This window comes from Ralstonia sp. GX3-BWBA, from assembly GCF_003290055.1.
Classification (GTDB): domain Bacteria; phylum Pseudomonadota; class Gammaproteobacteria; order Burkholderiales; family Burkholderiaceae; genus Ralstonia; species Ralstonia holmesii.
Genome location: NZ_QMKS01000007.1, coordinates 26,198 through 42,106, shown reverse-complemented (window position 1 = coordinate 42,106; position 15,909 = coordinate 26,198). Strand labels below are relative to the sequence as shown.

Below are 15,909 nucleotides of genomic sequence, written 5' to 3'. Positions count from 1 at the left end.
TATGCAGCGATACGGTCGGTCAGATCTCGACCTTCGTGCCCAACTCCACCACGCGGTTCGCAGGGATGTGGAAGAAGTCCGACGGCTTGGCGCCGTTCTGATGCATCCACGCAAACAAACGCTCACGCCACATCGACATGCCCGGCAACTTGGACGGCACCACCGATTCGCGCGCGATGAAAAACGACGTATCCATCAGCTCGCAGCGCGTGCCGATCTGCGGCTGACCCAGTTCAAGTACACGGTACACGTCCGGCGTTTCCTTGAAGCCGTATTCCGCGCGGGCGATGTAGATGCCGCTGCCCAGATCGCGCACGGACACGCGGTGCTTGTCGTCCACGTAGGGGATATCGCGCGTGACGAAGCTGATGAAGATCACGCGCTCGTGGAGCACGCGGTTGTGCTTCAGGTTATGCAGCAACGACACCGGCACGAACTCGGTATTGCCGGTCAGGAAAACGGCCGTGCCCTCGACACGATGCGGCGGATGCGCCAGCAACCCAGCCAGGAACGGCTCGAGCGGAATGCCATCCTCCAGGCTGCGAGCACGCAAAAGTTTCTTGCCCTTGTACCAAGTCATCAGCAGGAAGAACACACCAGCGCCCAGCGTCAGCGGGAACCAACCGCCATCGCGGATCTTCAAGAGGTTGGCCGAGAAGAACGCCATGTCGACCACCAGGAAACAGAGGCTCACGAGCGTGACCAGCGCCGGATGCCAACGCCAGACTGAGCGCATCACCACTGCCGCCAGCACTGTCGTGATGACCATCGTGGTCGTTACGGCAATGCCGTAGGCGGCGGCCAGGTTGTCGGACTTTTTGAACGCCAGCACCACGCCCACCACCAGGATCAACAGCATCCAGTTGACCATCGGCACGTAGATCTGGCCGATCTCGGCTTCCGAGGTGTAGCGAATGCGCATGCGCGGCACAAAACCAAGCTGAATCGCTTGGCTCGTCAGCGAAAACGCGCCCGAAATCACGGCCTGCGAGGCAATGACGGTAGCCGCCGCAGCCAGCACCACCATCGGGAGTTGCAGCGCTTCCGGCACCGAACGGTAGAACGGGTTTTCGATGGTGCTCGGGTCGGTCAGCAACATCGCGCCTTGACCGAAGTAGTTCAGCAGCAGGCTCGGCGCCACGAGAAAGAACCACGCCCAGCGGATCGGACGGGCGCCGAAGTGGCCCATGTCGGCGTACAGCGCCTCAGCGCCGGTCAGCACCAGGAACACCGAACCCAGCACGATGAACGCCTGCAGCGCGTGGTTGTGCAGGAACGAAATCGCATACATCGGGTTGACGGCCACCAGGATCTGCGGCGCCTTCACCAGATTCATCATGCCCAGCGCAGCCAGCGCGGCAAACCACAGCAGCATCACGGGGCCAAACAACTTGCCGACCACCGACGTGCCGCTGCGCTGGATGAAGAACAGCACCGCCAGGATCACGAGCGTGATCGGCAATACGAACGGCGTCAATGCGGGTGCGGCGATTTCAAGACCTTCCATGGCCGACAGGACCGAGATGGCCGGCGTGATCACCGCATCGCCGTAGAACATGCACGCACCAAAGACGCCCAGCATCATCAGCAGCGACATGCGCTTGGAGTTGGTATTGGCCGTGCGCAGCGACAGCGCCATCAGCGCAAGGATGCCGCCCTCGCCGTTGTTGTCGGCGCGCATGACGAACAGCACGTACTTGAGCGACACCACGATCACCATCGCCCAGAACAGCATGGAGATGATGCCGAGCACCGCACCGCTGGAGAAAGGAATGCCGTGATCGGGGCTGAAGCACTCCTTGAGCGAATACAGCGGGCTGGTGCCGATGTCTCCGAACACCACACCCACGGCACCAATCACCATGGCGCGCAGGTTCACGTTGGTCTGGGGCGACCCGGTTGCTGTGAGGGCTTGACTCATGAACTTGGAAATCGGGCGGATTGCTGGCCGCTCAAAAAATCGTGCATTGCACAATGAGGGCGGATTGTACTCCCCGCCTCCGCCACGCCAACCCCTCAGACGGGCATTCGTTGCCGCGGTGCATCACGCTGTACAGCCATCCTGATAAAGCGTTCTGCAGGGCCGAAAGAACATTGCCCTGGCACACAGATATCGAATAAAGCACATTGTGCGGCGCGAGTCGTTCGCCTTGGCTCACAGGCAACACGTTATGCATGCTGTGCTGCACATAGCCGAAAGTAGGACTGCAGCCGACAGAACTTTGTAGGAAAATGCCTGACAAACCTTTATTGCAAATTATGTTGAGCGACTAGTAATCAGCCGCCCGGCACTTCCAAAACGGGGACGGCCTTGCCCCACTCACCCATCCGCATCTTGGGGCATTCCAAGCCTTCGCTGACCGCACTGATTGTGCTGCTGGTCGTGGCCGCCCTATTGTTTGCGATCCCGCGCATGATCCTGCCGTGGGCGCAGCCGGCTTTCATGCAGCGGCTCGACCCGGCTGTGTGGGCCGATTACGCTGGCCCGTACGACCTGGCAGCCGCCGTGGTGGCCGCCAGCGCGCTTATCATCTTCCTGCTTCGCCGCTGAGCGCGGCCGGCGTCAATGCGCCAGTGCGCGGGCGCATTCGGCAACCAGCGCGGGGCCTCGATAGATCAACCCCGTATACAGCTGTACCAGCTGGGCGCCAGCATCGATCTTCTCGCGCGCATGCTCGCCGGCGAGGATGCCGCCCACGCCAATGATGGGCACCGCATCGCCCAGCAAACCATGTAATGCGCGAATTACCCGCGTCGAGGCTTCACGCACGGGCTGGCCCGACAGGCCGCCCGCCTCTTCCGCGTGTGCCAGACCGGCGACGGCCTCACGGCTGATCGTCGTGTTGGTCGCAATCACGCCGTCCATCTTGTGACGCAGCAACGCGTCGGCAACGTTGGCAATCTGGTCGTCATCCAAGTCCGGCGCAATCTTCAGTGCCACCGGCACGTAGCGCTTATGTTGGTCTGCCAGACGCTGTTGCGCGTCGCGCAGCGTACCGAGCAGGCTGTCCAGCTCGCTCGCGCCCTGCAGTTGGCGCAGGTTCTTCGTGTTCGGCGACGAAATGTTCACCGTCACGTAGCTCGCGTGCGGATACACGCGCTCCAGGCAATGCAGGTAATCGTCTACAGCGCGCTCGATGGGCGTGTCGGCGTTCTTGCCGATGTTCAGACCGAGCACGCCACCCGCCTCGCGCCACTTCGATGCCTTCACGTTATTGATGAACGCATCGACACCTCCGTTGTTGAAACCCATACGATTGATAAGCGCATTGGCCGCCGGCAAGCGGAACATGCGCGGGCGCGGGTTGCCTGGCTGCGCGCGGGGTGTGACCGTGCCGACTTCAATAAAACCGAAACCGAGCGCGCCGAGCGCATCGATATACGCACCATCCTTGTCAAGGCCGGCAGCCAGCCCCACTGGATTGGGAAACACCACGCCCATCACCGTGCGCGGCTGCGGGGCTACGCGTCCACCGATGCAGCCCGAAAGCCCCATCGCGTGGGCCCGCTTGAGCTGGTTCAGCGTGAAGTGATGCGCGTCTTCGGGATCCATCGAAAACAGCAGCGGGCGGGCAAGCGGGTACAGGGCGTTGAGCACGATCGGAATCAAGAGAGGAACGCGAAAGGCGGCATTGTAAACGGCCGGCACGCCACAATGCACCGTGCGCGCCGCTTTCGAACCCGGCTGCGCACGATGTGTCCAAAGATCAGTCTGCGCCTGCCTTCGCGGCCCGTTACAGGGGAACACGCACCATCAATATGCATGCCGCACGAGAAAAGTGTTGCATCGCCGCATAGATATCGCTATAATTTTTTATTCGACGGACGCGGGGTGGAGCAGTCTGGCAGCTCGTCGGGCTCATAACCCGAAGGTCGCAGGTTCAAATCCTGCCCCCGCAACCAGCCAGACAGTCGAATGCGTTTCTACGGACGCGGGGTGGAGCAGTCTGGCAGCTCGTCGGGCTCATAACCCGAAGGTCGCAGGTTCAAAGCCGGCCCCCGCAACCAGCCAGAAAGTCGAATGCGTTTCTACGGACGCGGGGTGGAGCAGTCTGGCAGCTCGTCGGGCTCATAACCCGAAGGTCGCAGGTTCAAATCCTGCCCCCGCAACCAGCCAGAAAGTCGAATGCGTTTCTACGGACGCGGGGTGGAGCAGTCTGGCAGCTCGTCGGGCTCATAACCCGAAGGTCGCAGGTTCAAATCCTGCCCCCGCAATCAGCCAGAATGTCGAATGCGTTTCTACGGACGGGGGGTGGAGCAGTATGGCAGCTCGTCGGGCTCATCACCCGAAGGTCGCAGGTTCAGATCCTGCCCCCGCAACCAGCCACGAAGTCGAATTCGTTTCTACGGACGCGGGGGGGAGCAGTCTGGCAGCTCGTCGGGCTCATCACCCGAAGGTCGCAGGTTCAGATCCTGCCCCCGCAACCAGCCACGAAGTCGAATTCGTTTCTACGGACGCGGGGGGGAGCAGTCTGGCAGCTCGTCGGGCTCATAACCCGAAGGTCGCAGGTTCAAATCCTGCCCCCGCAACCAACCAAAGTAGAACGGCTTGCTCCAAGACCTGAGCCGAATCATGAAGCCCGCACACAGCGGGCTTTTTGCTTTTCTACGTTTCCACGCGCCGTTTTGCGTGCAACTCAGTCGATACTCCCGCCCCTCCCTGCGCCGCGCGGGGCCGCATCGCCGCGGTGATACACTGAGATATTCCACCCGCGACGATTCCCCATGAAATTCTGTTCCAACTGCGGCCAGTCAGTCGTCTCGCGCATTCCCGCCGGTGACAACCGACTGCGCGACGTTTGCGACCATTGCAATACGATTCACTATGTGAATCCGCGCAACGTGGTCGGCACCGTGCCCGTTTGGAACGATCAGATCCTCCTGTGCAAGCGCGCCATTGAACCCCGCTACGGCTTCTGGACCTTGCCCGCAGGCTTCATGGAAATCGGGGAAACCACCGCCCAGGCCGCGAACCGGGAAACGCAGGAAGAAGCCGGCGCCAACGTCGAAATCGGCGAGCTGTATTCGGTACTCAACGTGCCGCACGTGCATCAAGTGCACTTGTTCTACCTGGCCAAGCTGAACGATCTGGATTTCGCGCCGGGCGAAGAAAGCCTGGAAGTCGCGCTCTTCAATGAAGCCGACATCCCCTGGGATGATCTGGCCTTCCCGACTGTCATCCACACGCTGCGTTGCTTCTTTGCAGACCGCGCGGCAGGCAAGCTGGCCGACGGCAGCTTCCGCCTCCACACGCTCGACATCTACAAGCCGATGCGCTCGGCTGCGATCAATACGCCGGCCACGACGCCGTAACGCCAACCTCACGCTGTCTGCATCATGATCGCCTGGCTGGATCCGCACGATCCCTTCCCGCCGGTCGATCGCGCGCTCGGGCCAGAGTCCGAAGCGCCGGGGCTGCTGGCCGCCAGCGCAGAGCTATCGCCCCAACGGCTGCTGATTGCGTATCGGCAAGGCATTTTTCCGTGGTATGCCCAGGGCCAGCCAGTGCTGTGGTGGAGCACCGATCCGCGCATGGTGCTGCGCCCCGAAGATTTTCGCGTCTCAACTACGTTTCGCAAGACGCTGCGCCGCGTGCTTGACGACCCAGCTTGGGAAATCCGCATCGACCACGCCTTTCGCGAAACGATGGTCGCGTGTGCCACCACAGCCCGCCCCGGGCAGCACGGCACGTGGATCACCGAAGACGTCATTCAGGCGTATACCGCCCTGCACCGCCGCGGCTATGCGCACAGCGTCGAGACGTGGCACGCCGGGCAACGCGTCGGCGGCCTGTACGGCGTGGCGCTTGGCCGCATGTTCTACGGCGAATCGATGTTCGCGCACCGCACCGATGCCTCGAAAATCGCGCTGGCGGCGCTCTGCGCCTTCCTCGGCGGTCAGGGCGTCGCGATGATAGACTGCCAGCAGGAGACCGAGCATCTGGCGTCGCTGGGCGGTGCCCCGGTGCCGCGCACGGCGTTTCTCGCACATGTGCGGGAAGCGGCCAACGCGCCGGCCATTGTGCCGTGGCACTTCGACAAATCGGTGCTCCGCCGGTGGACCGTACGCAATGAGCAAGCTTAAGGAACTCCCCCTCTCGGCATTGCAGTTCTATGCCACCGCGCCTTACGCATGCAGCTATCTCGATGGCCGCCTGGCGCGCTCGCAGGTCGCCACGCCGGCGCACCTGATCAATGCCGACGTCTATTCAAAGCTCGTGCGCGCCGGCTTCCGGCGTAGCGGCATCTTCACCTACCGCCCGCATTGCGACGACTGCCATGCATGCACCCCGTGCCGCGTCGTCGTTGATCGATATGCGCCGTCGCGGGCGCAACGCCGTGCCGCCGAGCGCCATCAAGGGCTTGAGGCGCTGGTTGCACCGCTTACCTATGTCGAAGAGCACTATCAGCTCTATCTGCTGTACCAGTCGGTCCGTCACGCGGGCGGCGGCATGGACCACGACAGCCGCGATCAATATGAGCAGTTCCTGCTACAGAGCCGGGTGAATTCGCGTTTGGTGGAGTTTCGGGAGCCGCCCGAATCGCCATCGGCGGGCAAGCTGCGCATGGTAAGCATGATCGACGTGCTGGAAGACGGGCTATCGTCGGTCTACACGTTCTACGACCCAATCGAACAGAAGGCGAGTTACGGGACGTACAACGTCCTGTGGCAGATCTCCCAGGCGCAGGCGCTGGACTTGCCCTACGTCTATCTCGGCTACTGGATCGAGCAGAGCCGGAAGATGGCCTATAAGGCGCTGTTCCAACCGCTGGAACTGCTCGTCAATGGCGAGTGGCGACGGTTTGAAGACGTGGCGCCCCCGGCCACGGAATGATGATCAGCGCGACGTGCGCTCGATTCCGACATCGACAACACCGTACGTACTGATGTTGGAACTCTGGCTGTATTGATCGCGCGAAGTCGTACAACCCGCCAAGGCGCCGCCCACGCAAGCCAAACCTGCCGCCCACAATGCGGCGCGCTTCCACCAAATCATTTTGCTCATGAGTTCGACTCCTCTCAGGGCGCAGTCGAAAGCCGCTCGGCGAGCACCGTGTTGTATGCGCGGACCATCCCGGGAATCAGGAACATGTCCACCAGCACCCACAGCCCGCCGATGACGGCAAGCACCCAGCCGGCGGTGTTACCCATGTCACGAAACGCCAACCATGTGCCGCCAATGTTGGCGATGGCCTGCGCGACGCCGCTGCCTGGCCGCTTCAGATAGAAGCGATGCGCCCCTAAAAAACCAAGCAGAAACCACCAGAGATAGGCCACGCCCGAACTCTTCTTCTGGGCGTCGTACAGCATGATTTCGCGAGCGGTCTGATTCATGGCATAGGCTGACACGGGAATAAGCTGTCAGACACTAGCACGCATCCTGCGTTCCATGTCGCCTCTCGATTACATGCTGGCGAGCTTGGCCTCAGCCTTGTCCGTCCACAAACGCATTTCCGCGAGCAACGACGATGGCGAGAACGAGCAGCTTTCCTCGCCAAATGACATCGCCATATCCAGCCGCTGCAGCAAGGAACGCCGCACCTGGTCGTACGCCGGCGGCAAGATCGCCAACGGCGCGAGCACTACATCGTCGCGCCACTGCTTGAGTAGGCGCGGCAGGTCGGGCGACTTTGCGTGACGATCGAGCGCGTCGCGCAGCGTTTGGAGGGATTCAGCGGTGGTCATGCTCGGGCCTTCTTTTCACGGTACAGCTCGCGAAACGTTTTGCCCGCGGGGGCCGGCATGTCACGTGTATCGGTCCAACCTTTTCCGACGGGCAGCGAGTGGATCAGCTTCTTGTCACCGCCCATCCAGCGCAGCACGCGTGCTGCAACCCAAGTGCCGGCCGAGTACAACGCCGGTCGCCGTGCTACGAAGCCCCACACGCGCAAGCCAAAGCGCTCCGCTTGCGGGCGCAGTTCGCGCTCCATTTGTTTCTCACGCAGCGTGCGCAGCAAATCCGACAATGGGATGGACGCAGGGCACACGCGATTGCATTCACCGCACAGCGTGGCCGCTTGCGGAAGGTCCAACGCGTTCGACAGCCCAACGTAGCTAGGCGTCAGCACGCTGCCCATCGGGCCGGGATACACCCAGCCGTACGCATGGCCGCCGATCTTCTGATAGACCGGGCAATGGTTCATGCACGCGCCGCATCGGATACAGCGCAGCATCTCCTGGAATTCGCCGCCGATCAGGCCGCTGCGGCCGCCGTCGACAATGACGAAGTACATATGCTCGGGGCCATCCTTCTCGCCCGGCGCGCGCGGCCCCGTCAACAATGAGAAATAGTTCGAAATCGCCTGCCCTGTGGCCGATCGCGGCAGCAAGCGCATGACGGTCGCCAGATCTTCGAGCGTCGGCAGCACCTTCTCGATGCCGGTCACGGCGACATGCACGCGCGGCATGATCGTGCACATGCCCTCGTTGCCCTCATTCGTGACAATCGCAACGGACCCCGTCTCGGCGATGATGAAGTTGCCGCCTGTCACGCCCATGTCGGCGGACAGAAACTGGGGCCGCAGCACTTCGCGCGCCTCGCGCGTCATCTCCGGAATATCTGTCAGGCGCGGCTTGTTGTGCGTCTTGGCGAAGAGATCAGCGATCTCCTCCTTGTCCTTGTGCACCACCGGCGCAATGATGTGCGACGGAGGCTCACTGTCGTTGATCTGCAGGATGTACTCGCCCAGGTCGGTCTCGATGCTCTGCACACCCATCTCGCCGAGCACCTGGTTCAGGCGCATCTCTTCGGTCACCATCGACTTGCTCTTGATGACCTTTTTCACCTCGTGCTTGCGGGCGATTTCTGCAACCAGGCGCGCGGCATCGGCCGTGGTTTCGGCAAACAGCACCTTGGCGCCACGGCGCGTCGCTTCTGCCTCGAACGTGGCGAGCCAGACATCGAGGTTTTCCAGCGCGCGGTTGCGGCGCTCCTTCAGCGCCTCACGCGTGGCCGGAAAATCAATCTCCTGGATGGCCGCCGCGCGTGCGGTGACGAACTTGGTCGAGAGCTTGGTGAGGTTCTGCTGCAGGCGCTTGTCGGCGAGCTTCTGCCCGGCGCGCGCCTTGAATTCCATGCTGCGGACTTGCATGCGATTGCGTCTCCGTCGTGTTCTTGGCGTTGCGATTTACGCGTCGCCGGCAAGGACTTGCGCGATGTGCAGCACACGCGTGTGCGTGTCGCCCGTACGGCGCAGCCGGCCTTCGATGTTAAGCATGCAGCCTACATCACCGAGCACCACGGCATCGGCGCCGCTGGCCTTGATGTTGGCGCATTTTTCATCCGCGATGGCGGTGGAGATATCACCGTACTTGATCGAGAACGTGCCGCCGAAACCGCAGCACGCTTCGCATGCGGGCATCTCGGTCAACTGCACACCCGGCAGTTTGCCGAGCAGCTCGCGCGGCTGCGCTTTCACGCCCAACTCGCGCAGGCCAGAGCACGAATCGTGGTACGTCACGTGGCCGTGAAATTCGGAATCGAGCGTCTCGACACGCGCCACGTTGACGAGAAAGTCGGTTAACTCATACACACGCGGCGCCAGGCGCTCGTAGCGGCCTGCGAGCTCCGGATCGTCTCGAAAGAGATCGGCGTAGCCCTTGCGGATCATGCCGCCGCACGAGCCAGACGGGATGACAACGTAGTCGAACTGTTCGAATTCCTTGAGCGTCTTCTCCGCCAGATCGCGCGCCAGTGGCCGATCGCCGGAGTTGTAGGCGGGCTGGCCGCAGCAGGTCTGCGCGGGCGGCACAACGACGTCGTAGCCGGCCTTTTCCAGCAGCTTGAGCACCGAAAACCCGATGTCGGGCCGCATCAGATCAATGAGGCAAGTGACGAACAAACCTACGCGCATGGGAGTCTCTTGTGTTCTGCGGGAAGCTGCCATTATGCGCCCGCTGCCCTGTCCGGCGCGGCCCTCAAGGCACAGAACTTCTTCATGTCAGCGGTGAGTGCGCTTCACGAGGCCCTACCAAGCACAGCCGGTGACCGACTGAGAAAGCCCTCGAAAATACCCGGAATCATGCGTCGGGATGATGCGAATTTTCACATTGTGGGATAGAATTTTGCATCGCATCCGCAACCCACTGCACCCATGGCAGAAGCAGATAAGGACCCCGGCAAGACGTCCATCCAGGTCATCGAACGCATGATGATGCTGCTCGACGCGCTTGCCGATCACGCCGATCCGGTCAGCCTGAAAGCGCTGTCCGCCAGCACCGGCCTGCACCCCTCCACCGCGCACCGCATTCTGAACGACATGGTGGCTTGCCGCTTCGTCGACCGCTCCGACCCGGGCAGTTACCGTCTCGGCATGCGTTTGCTGGAACTCGGCAACCTCGTCAAGGCACGCCTCTCGGTGCGTGAAGCGGCCCTCGCGCCGATGCGCGCCCTGCATCGCCTGACCGGCCAAACCGTCAACCTCTCGGTGCGCCAGGGCGATGAGATCGTCTACATCGAGCGAGCATATTCCGAGCGGTCAGGCATGCAAGTGGTACGCGCTATCGGTGGCCGCGCGCCGCTGCACCTGACTTCGGTCGGTAAGCTGTTCCTGGCCGCAGACGAACTCGGCCGTGTCCGGGCCTATGCCACGCGTACCGGTTTGTCTGGTCACACTCGCACCTCGATCACGGACTTGCCCAAGCTCGAACGCGAACTCAACTGGGTCCGCACCAACGGCTACGCGCGCGACAACGAAGAACTGGAACTCGGCGTGCGCTGTATCGCTGCCGGCATCTATGACGATTCGCGGCGGCTGGTAGCAGGCTTGTCGCTGTCTGCACCAGCAGACCGCCTGCAGGACAGCTGGCTCGACAACCTCAAGGACACCGCGTTGCAGATCTCAAAGGGCATGGGCTACACGTACGAAGAGGACGCCGTGCGCGCAGAGTGAGCCGCCGGTTTTGCCCAACAAAAAAGCGCGTCATCGAACGCGCTTTTTTGTTGGGTGGCGCGGTGACTCAAGCGCCGTGCTGCTCCGACGCCAGCACGGTTGCCGGCTGCGTCGACACAGGTACATTCCGCAACGGTGCAGCGGCTTGCGTGGCCGGCTCGATGTGCGGATTGCGCTCCAGCCAATTGCGCACGCGTGTGGCGTCCGCAAAGCGCGTGAGATTGCCGGCCGAATCCAGGAACACCATCACGACGTTGCGGCCGTGCACGTTGGCCTGCATCACGAGGCAGCGGCCCGCTTCGTTGATGAAACCGGTCTTCTGCAGACCGATATCCCATTCGCCGCCACGCACCAGACGGTTGGTGTTGACGTAGTGCAGCGTGCGGCCGTTGGCGTTGACCGTATGTTCAGGCGTGGTCGTGAATTGGCGAATGGTCGGCACCTTGTAGGCAGCCATCACGATCTTGGCCAGATCCTGTGCGCTCGACACGTTGCTGCTCGATAGGCCGTTCGAATCGACATAGTGCGTGTCGTTCATGCCCAGCTCGTGCGCCTTGCGGTTCATGGCGGCAACGAATGCCGGACGACCACCCGGATAGTTACGGCCCAGCGCTGAGGCTGCGCGGTTTTCCGACGACATCAGCGCCAGCAGCAGCAGATCTTCACGCGTGAGCATCGTGCCGAAGCGCAGACGCGAGCCGGTGTTGCGCTCGTAGTCGCGATCTTCATCGGTGATTTCAAGCAGCTCGTCCATCGGCTGATGAGCGTCGGTCACGACCAGCGCGGTCATCAGCTTGGTGATCGAGGCAATCGGCAGCACAGCCGACGAATTCTTCTGGAACAGCACTTCGCCGTTGTTCTGGTCCATCACCAGCGCGACGGAGGAGCGCAGCGCCAACGCGTCGGGCGTCGAACGCAGACCCATCGCTTCGCCAAGCGTCGGGGATGCCGGCACGAACGCTGCGCGCACCGGACGAGCACCGCGCTCGACCATGATCACACGGCGCTTGCCTTTGACGGTGACGACCTTGCGGACTTTGCTGGACGCGACGTCATCGCTGCTCGCAGCCGCGACTTTGGCGCTGGCCTTGCGATTGACGACGGTCTTGCCCTTGGTTTTGACTTTGGCTTTTTTGCTGGCGGCGGGCTTTTTGTCGGTCGTGGCGGCATTGGCCACGGTAGCGACGGAGACGGCAGCGAGCGCGACGGTCATCAGCGAAACAAAGCCGAGACGTCGAAAAAATGAGGAAACAGACCGTGACATGGTTCGATCACCCGCGCGTGAGATGGCGCAAGTGTAGGCAAAAACAAAATTCTTAGCAAGATGAAGGACTTAGCTCACGGCCTTAAAGTTTGACCTCTGGAGCCTTATCATTCGGTCATCATTTCGACGCAATTATCTGCTGGGGCAGTGTTCCAATCGCGAAGAAAGTTGCGAAAACTGCACATGGCGTGCAGTGCGGAATCAGCGACGGAGTCTGAGGGTACTCGTGAATTCCGTCGCACATGCCGACAATCACGGTTTACAACCAACTCCAACACTTCCTCACAACACGCGCACGTCGTACGCGGAGTCGCAGATCAAAGTCTAACGATGGATCGGTCGTATCTGTTGACATAATTCGACGACTTTTCACCGCCAATTCTCGCTTTGCACGAAGATGTGCGCTGTAGCGTGTAGGCGGCGGCGCGATGACGACGTCAGTCAAGGAAGCGAGTGAAGTCGGAGACAGGTGTGCGCTCAGTGATGAGCGTGTTCTCGATTGCAGCGGGGTTCGCATAACCCATCGACATGCCGCAGACGACCATCTCATCATCGGTCAGCGCGAGATGCTCAGCGATGATCCGATGGAACTGCGTGAAAGCGGCCTGTGGACACGTGTCGATGCCACGAGCACGCGCCCCCACCATCACGGCTTCCAGAAACATGCCGTAATCGAGCCAACTGCCCTGCTCCATCACACGGTCAATCGTGAAGATGATTCCGACCGGCGCATCGAAGAAGCGGAAGTTGCGCGCGTGCTGCGCGTGCATGCGCTCCTTGTCGGCGCGCTCGATGCCGAGCAAGCCATAGAGATCCCAACCAACCTTGCGGCGCCGGCTCTGATACGGATCAATCCACGTGCGCGGGTAGTACGGATACTCCTCGCGATGCAGCGTGTCGACCTCCGGGTGGTCGTACGCCGCCAACACAGATTCGGACAAGCGCGTCTTCGATTCGCCCGTGAGCACATAGACTTTCCACGGCTGCGTATTGCTGCCTGACGGCGCACGGCGTGCCACATCCAGGATCGCTTCAATGTCTTCGCGGGCAACGGGCGTCGGCAAGAACGCGCGAACAGACCGGCGCGAAGTGATTGCCTGATCGACAAGTTCGACTTCTGCGAAGGTGGGGCGTCGGTCGGTCATGGCGATGCGCAAGAATTCAAGCGGTGATATTGGACGCAAGCGGTTCGAGCACGGCACGCAGTGCATCGGGCAGCGGCACCGGCCGACGCGTTTCGCGGTCGACATAGACGTGCACGAAATGGCCCTGCGCTGCGGCCTCTTGCGCGTCGCCGCGGAAGAGGCCCACTTCATAGCGCACGCTCGTGTTGCCCAGGCGCGCAACGCGCAGCCCTGCCACAACCGGGTCGGGAAACGACAGCGGCGCGAAGTAATTGCACTGCGTCTCGATGACGAGGCCGATGGTGTCGCTATGCTCCAGATCCAGCACGCCCTGCTGGATCAGGTAGGCGTTCACCACGGTGTCGAAGTAGCTGTAATAGACGACGTTGTTGACGTGACCGTAGACGTCGTTGTCCATCCAGCGCGTGGTGATGGTGAGGAAGTGGCGGTAGTCGTCGCGCGTCTGGCGTGGCGTACTCATGGGCAGCGGGCAGGTGACGGTGGAAAGTGATCAGGATACGCCAGCCGCTAAACCTCGGTCACTTACGGATGACGAGCGCCACACCACACGCGGCAATCACCATGCCCAACGCGGCGAGCGGCGGAAATCGCTCGCCTAAAAGCGCCCAGGCCATCACGGCGGTCGTCGGCGGTGTGAGATACAGGAGCGACGTCACCTTGGTGGCCGCGCCTTTGCGGATCAGCACAAACAGCAGCGAGATTGCGCCGATCGACAGCGCCAGTACCGACCACACCAGCGAGCCGATCATCGGCAGCGTCCAATGCACCTCGCGCGTCTCAAACAAAAACATGAACGGCAGACAGAGCAGCGCCGATGCCCCGAACTGGATGCACGCGCCCATCCGCAGGTCGAACACCGGGCAATGGCGCTTTTGATACAGCGTGCCGACGGTGATCGACAGCAACGCGCCCACGCAAAGCGCAAGCGTCGTCACACCGACGCCCGCCAGATGCAGCTTATTGGCCACCACTAGGCCCACGCCTGCGATGCCGCACAGCAGCCCCATCCATTGGCGACCCGACACACGCTCCCCTCGCATCGAGACGTACAGCGCGGTCAGAATCGGCTGCATGCCGACGATCAGCGCAGTCATGCCTGCCGGCATGCCCAGCTTGACCGCAGCCCAGACGCCCGCCAGGTAACCCCATTGCATCAGCAAGCCGGCCACCGCGATATGGCCGACTGTCGCCCAATCGGCTTCGCCCGTGCCGGCGCGGCGCGGCAACGGCACGCGCGCCAGCCATACCAGCGGCAGCAGGCACACCAGCACGCCTACGAAGCGGAAAAACAGAAACGTGATCGGTTCGGCGTACGGCATCCCGTACTTGGCCACGATAAAGCCCGTGCTCCAGATCAGCACGAACAGCCACGGCATGGCAACGACAAACAGAGAGCCGCGCGCTGAGGCTGGCGCGACGGAAGACGCTTGGGTCATGCGGAAAGCGGAAGAGAGTTCGATGCGGCGGCAGCCTCGTCGCGAGCCGCCCAACGCAGTGCGTGCCGGGCAGCCAGCGCGATGGTCTGCGCATGGACGGCCACGGTATCGTCGATATTGTTGCCGTAGCCGCCCGCCATGGTAACGGCAATCGGTATGCGCCGTTGATAGGCGAAGTCGAAGACTTCCTGATCGCGCCGGGCCAGCCCCTCCAGGGTCAATTTGAGCCGGCCAAGACGGTCGCCCTCATGCGGATCCGCGCCGGCCAGATAGATGATCAACTGCGGCCTGAAGCGCCCGGCCAGGATATCGAGTGCGCCGGTCAGCGCCTGTAGATAGTCCTCGTCGCCGCAGCCATCGTGCAGGCCGATGTCCAGATCCGACGCTTCCTTCCGGAACGGGTAGTTCTTCTCGCCGTGCAGCGACAAGGTGAAAACGGTGGCGTCATCGCGCAGGATCGACGCCGTGCCGTTGCCCTGATGTACGTCCAGATCAATGATGGCGACCGGAAAATCCGCCGGCGACCTGCCTGATTGGCGCTGCATCCAGCGCGAGGCGATGGCTGCGTCATTAAATACACAGAAGCCACCGCCCTTGTCCGCATAGGCATGGTGCGTCCCACCCGCCAGGTTGACGGCAATCCCATCCGCCAACGCGGCTTCGCTTGCGGCCATCGTCGCGCCGGCAGAACGGCGACTGCGCTCCACCATTTCCGGCGACCAAGGAAACCCGATCTCGCGCTGGCGCGCCGGGTCAAGCCGACCGGCGCTTACCGCTTCTACATATTCAGACGTGTGCGCCAGCAGCAACGCGTCGTCATTGGCGCGCGGCGCTTCATGCATGGACAGCCCCGGCACGTCGGCCAAAACCCGTGCCCGCAGGTCGCTGTACTTGCGCATGGGAAACCGGTGGCCCGGCGGCAACGGCAAGACAAAGTGGTCGGTGTAGAACGCCCGCATGTGAATCAGAAATCGCAACGCAACAAAAATGGCACTCGGGCGCATCCTAACCTACGCTGCACTCGTATGTTTTTTGAGACGGAATTACCGCCGGAACTGGTCAAATGCATTTCACCTGCACCACGAACGCGCATTTTTCTGCCACAAAAAATTACGCCAAACGGTTGGTCGCGCAATTCCTGTGCACGAAAAATCAACGAATTCTGATTTTTG

At 61.9% G+C, this 15,909-nt stretch carries 17 protein-coding genes and 6 tRNA genes; 11 read left to right on the top strand and 12 right to left on the bottom strand.

Features of this window, described 5'->3' with window-relative positions; translation table 11 throughout:
* Positions 1-19 precede the first annotated feature (19 nt).
* Positions 20-1,921: a potassium transporter Kup gene (locus DOD19_RS06450; RefSeq protein WP_024975550.1), complete on the bottom strand. Its 1,902-nt coding sequence runs from the start codon at positions 1,919-1,921 to the stop codon at positions 20-22.
* 390 nt (positions 1,922-2,311) lie between these two features.
* Here DOD19_RS06450 and DOD19_RS06445 point away from each other — a divergent pair, with 390 nt between their 5' ends.
* Positions 2,312-2,551 (top strand): hypothetical protein, encoded by a 240-nt coding sequence (locus DOD19_RS06445; RefSeq protein WP_024975549.1) that lies wholly within the window; start codon positions 2,312-2,314, stop codon positions 2,549-2,551.
* 12 nt (positions 2,552-2,563) lie between these two features.
* On the opposite strand, the gene DOD19_RS06440 is transcribed toward DOD19_RS06445, so the two are convergent.
* On the bottom strand, positions 2,564-3,598 hold the full coding sequence (locus DOD19_RS06440) for a quinone-dependent dihydroorotate dehydrogenase (protein WP_024975548.1): 1,035 nt from the start codon (positions 3,596-3,598) through the stop codon (positions 2,564-2,566).
* Between the two features lie 228 nt (positions 3,599-3,826).
* Here DOD19_RS06440 and DOD19_RS06435 point away from each other — a divergent pair.
* The 9 genes from DOD19_RS06435 to DOD19_RS06390 all read left to right on the top strand — a co-directional run bounded on the left by DOD19_RS06435 (position 3,827) and on the right by DOD19_RS06390 (position 6,835).
* Positions 3,827-3,903, top strand: a tRNA-Met gene (locus tag DOD19_RS06435).
* 28 nt (positions 3,904-3,931) lie between these two features.
* A tRNA-Met gene (locus DOD19_RS06430) sits at positions 3,932-4,008 on the top strand.
* Positions 4,009-4,036: 28 nt separating this feature from the next.
* A tRNA-Met gene (locus tag DOD19_RS06425) sits at positions 4,037-4,113 on the top strand.
* A 28-nt stretch (positions 4,114-4,141) separates the two neighbouring features.
* Positions 4,142-4,215, top strand: a tRNA-Met gene (locus DOD19_RS06420).
* A 136-nt stretch (positions 4,216-4,351) separates the two neighbouring features.
* Positions 4,352-4,428: transfer RNA gene (locus tag DOD19_RS06410), tRNA-Met, on the top strand.
* A 28-nt stretch (positions 4,429-4,456) separates the two neighbouring features.
* A tRNA-Met gene (locus DOD19_RS06405) sits at positions 4,457-4,533 on the top strand.
* Between the two features lie 192 nt (positions 4,534-4,725).
* Complete coding sequence (locus DOD19_RS06400; RefSeq protein WP_024975547.1) at positions 4,726-5,313, top strand: NUDIX hydrolase; 588 nt, start codon at positions 4,726-4,728, stop codon at positions 5,311-5,313.
* Positions 5,314-5,337: 24 nt separating this feature from the next.
* A complete protein-coding gene (gene aat, locus DOD19_RS06395; protein ID WP_112184706.1) occupies positions 5,338-6,084 on the top strand; it encodes a leucyl/phenylalanyl-tRNA--protein transferase in 747 nt (248 codons plus the stop codon).
* Positions 6,071-6,835, top strand: coding sequence for an arginyltransferase (locus DOD19_RS06390; protein WP_024975545.1), 765 nt, complete (start codon positions 6,071-6,073; stop codon positions 6,833-6,835). The genes aat and DOD19_RS06390 overlap by 14 nt, the downstream gene beginning before the upstream one ends.
* A 3-nt stretch (positions 6,836-6,838) precedes the next feature.
* Here the strand turns inward: DOD19_RS06390 and DOD19_RS27685 are convergent, their stop codons facing one another.
* The 5 genes from DOD19_RS27685 to DOD19_RS06370 form a co-directional block, all read right to left on the bottom strand.
* Complete coding sequence (locus DOD19_RS27685; RefSeq protein ID WP_200869023.1) at positions 6,839-7,006, bottom strand: hypothetical protein; 168 nt, start codon at positions 7,004-7,006, stop codon at positions 6,839-6,841.
* A gap of 14 nt (positions 7,007-7,020) precedes the next feature.
* Entirely contained in the window at positions 7,021-7,335 is a 315-nt protein-coding gene (locus DOD19_RS06385) for a TM2 domain-containing protein (RefSeq protein WP_024975544.1), read from the bottom strand.
* A 69-nt stretch (positions 7,336-7,404) separates the two neighbouring features.
* Positions 7,405-7,686: a hypothetical protein gene (locus DOD19_RS06380; RefSeq protein WP_024975543.1), complete on the bottom strand. Its 282-nt coding sequence runs from the start codon at positions 7,684-7,686 to the stop codon at positions 7,405-7,407.
* Positions 7,683-9,092: a LutB/LldF family L-lactate oxidation iron-sulfur protein gene (locus tag DOD19_RS06375; protein ID WP_024975542.1), complete on the bottom strand. Its 1,410-nt coding sequence runs from the start codon at positions 9,090-9,092 to the stop codon at positions 7,683-7,685. The genes DOD19_RS06380 and DOD19_RS06375 overlap by 4 nt, the downstream gene beginning before the upstream one ends.
* A 36-nt stretch (positions 9,093-9,128) precedes the next feature.
* Positions 9,129-9,854, bottom strand: a complete 726-nt coding sequence (locus DOD19_RS06370; protein WP_112184704.1) for a (Fe-S)-binding protein — start codon at positions 9,852-9,854, stop codon at positions 9,129-9,131.
* 240 nt (positions 9,855-10,094) lie between these two features.
* On the opposite strand from DOD19_RS06370, the gene DOD19_RS06365 reads away from it, so the two are divergent.
* Positions 10,095-10,892 carry an IclR family transcriptional regulator gene (locus tag DOD19_RS06365; protein WP_004627146.1) on the top strand — a complete coding sequence of 266 codons (798 nt, stop codon included), beginning with the start codon at positions 10,095-10,097 and terminating at the stop codon, positions 10,890-10,892.
* Positions 10,893-10,959: 67 nt separating this feature from the next.
* Here DOD19_RS06365 and pbpG read toward each other — a convergent pair whose 3' ends face one another.
* The 5 genes from pbpG to DOD19_RS06340 form a co-directional block, all read right to left on the bottom strand.
* Positions 10,960-12,156 (bottom strand): D-alanyl-D-alanine endopeptidase, encoded by a 1,197-nt coding sequence (gene pbpG, locus DOD19_RS06360; protein ID WP_112184702.1) that lies wholly within the window; start codon positions 12,154-12,156, stop codon positions 10,960-10,962.
* A gap of 437 nt (positions 12,157-12,593) precedes the next feature.
* The gene (locus DOD19_RS06355; protein ID WP_112184700.1) at positions 12,594-13,301 is read right to left on the bottom strand and encodes a nitroreductase; all 708 of its coding nucleotides are present in this window, start codon (positions 13,299-13,301) and stop codon (positions 12,594-12,596) included.
* 16 nt (positions 13,302-13,317) lie between these two features.
* The gene (locus DOD19_RS06350) at positions 13,318-13,761 is read right to left on the bottom strand and encodes a thioesterase family protein (RefSeq protein WP_112184698.1); all 444 of its coding nucleotides are present in this window, start codon (positions 13,759-13,761) and stop codon (positions 13,318-13,320) included.
* Positions 13,762-13,819: 58 nt separating this feature from the next.
* Entirely contained in the window at positions 13,820-14,737 is a 918-nt protein-coding gene (locus DOD19_RS06345) for a DMT family transporter (RefSeq protein WP_024975537.1), read from the bottom strand.
* The gene (locus DOD19_RS06340) at positions 14,734-15,741 is read right to left on the bottom strand and encodes a histone deacetylase (protein ID WP_112184695.1); all 1,008 of its coding nucleotides are present in this window, start codon (positions 15,739-15,741) and stop codon (positions 14,734-14,736) included. The genes DOD19_RS06345 and DOD19_RS06340 overlap by 4 nt, the downstream gene beginning before the upstream one ends.
* Positions 15,742-15,909 lie beyond the last annotated feature (168 nt).

Bases quoted from the DNA above. Each gene is read 5' to 3' on its own strand.
- DOD19_RS06375 (WP_024975542.1), bottom strand. From the start codon at position 9,092: ATGCAAGTCCGCAGCATGGAATTCAAGGCGCGCGCCGGGCAGAAGCTC.
- DOD19_RS27685 (WP_200869023.1), bottom strand. From the start codon at position 7,006: ATGAGCAAAATGATTTGGTGGAAGCGCGCCGCATTGTGGGCGGCAGGT.
- DOD19_RS06365 (WP_004627146.1), top strand. From the start codon at position 10,095: ATGGCAGAAGCAGATAAGGACCCCGGCAAGACGTCCATCCAGGTCATC.
- DOD19_RS06400 (WP_024975547.1), top strand. From the start codon at position 4,726: ATGAAATTCTGTTCCAACTGCGGCCAGTCAGTCGTCTCGCGCATTCCC.
- DOD19_RS06340 (WP_112184695.1), bottom strand. From the start codon at position 15,741: ATGCGCCCGAGTGCCATTTTTGTTGCGTTGCGATTTCTGATTCACATG.
- DOD19_RS06370 (WP_112184704.1), bottom strand. From the start codon at position 9,854: ATGCGCGTAGGTTTGTTCGTCACTTGCCTCATTGATCTGATGCGGCCC.
- DOD19_RS06345 (WP_024975537.1), bottom strand. From the start codon at position 14,737: ATGACCCAAGCGTCTTCCGTCGCGCCAGCCTCAGCGCGCGGCTCTCTG.
- DOD19_RS06390 (WP_024975545.1), top strand. From the start codon at position 6,071: ATGAGCAAGCTTAAGGAACTCCCCCTCTCGGCATTGCAGTTCTATGCC.
- DOD19_RS06350 (WP_112184698.1), bottom strand. From the start codon at position 13,761: ATGAGTACGCCACGCCAGACGCGCGACGACTACCGCCACTTCCTCACC.
- aat (WP_112184706.1), top strand. From the start codon at position 5,338: ATGATCGCCTGGCTGGATCCGCACGATCCCTTCCCGCCGGTCGATCGC.
- DOD19_RS06380 (WP_024975543.1), bottom strand. From the start codon at position 7,686: ATGACCACCGCTGAATCCCTCCAAACGCTGCGCGACGCGCTCGATCGT.
- DOD19_RS06355 (WP_112184700.1), bottom strand. From the start codon at position 13,301: ATGACCGACCGACGCCCCACCTTCGCAGAAGTCGAACTTGTCGATCAG.
- DOD19_RS06385 (WP_024975544.1), bottom strand. From the start codon at position 7,335: ATGAATCAGACCGCTCGCGAAATCATGCTGTACGACGCCCAGAAGAAG.
- DOD19_RS06450 (WP_024975550.1), bottom strand. From the start codon at position 1,921: ATGAGTCAAGCCCTCACAGCAACCGGGTCGCCCCAGACCAACGTGAAC.
- pbpG (WP_112184702.1), bottom strand. From the start codon at position 12,156: ATGTCACGGTCTGTTTCCTCATTTTTTCGACGTCTCGGCTTTGTTTCG.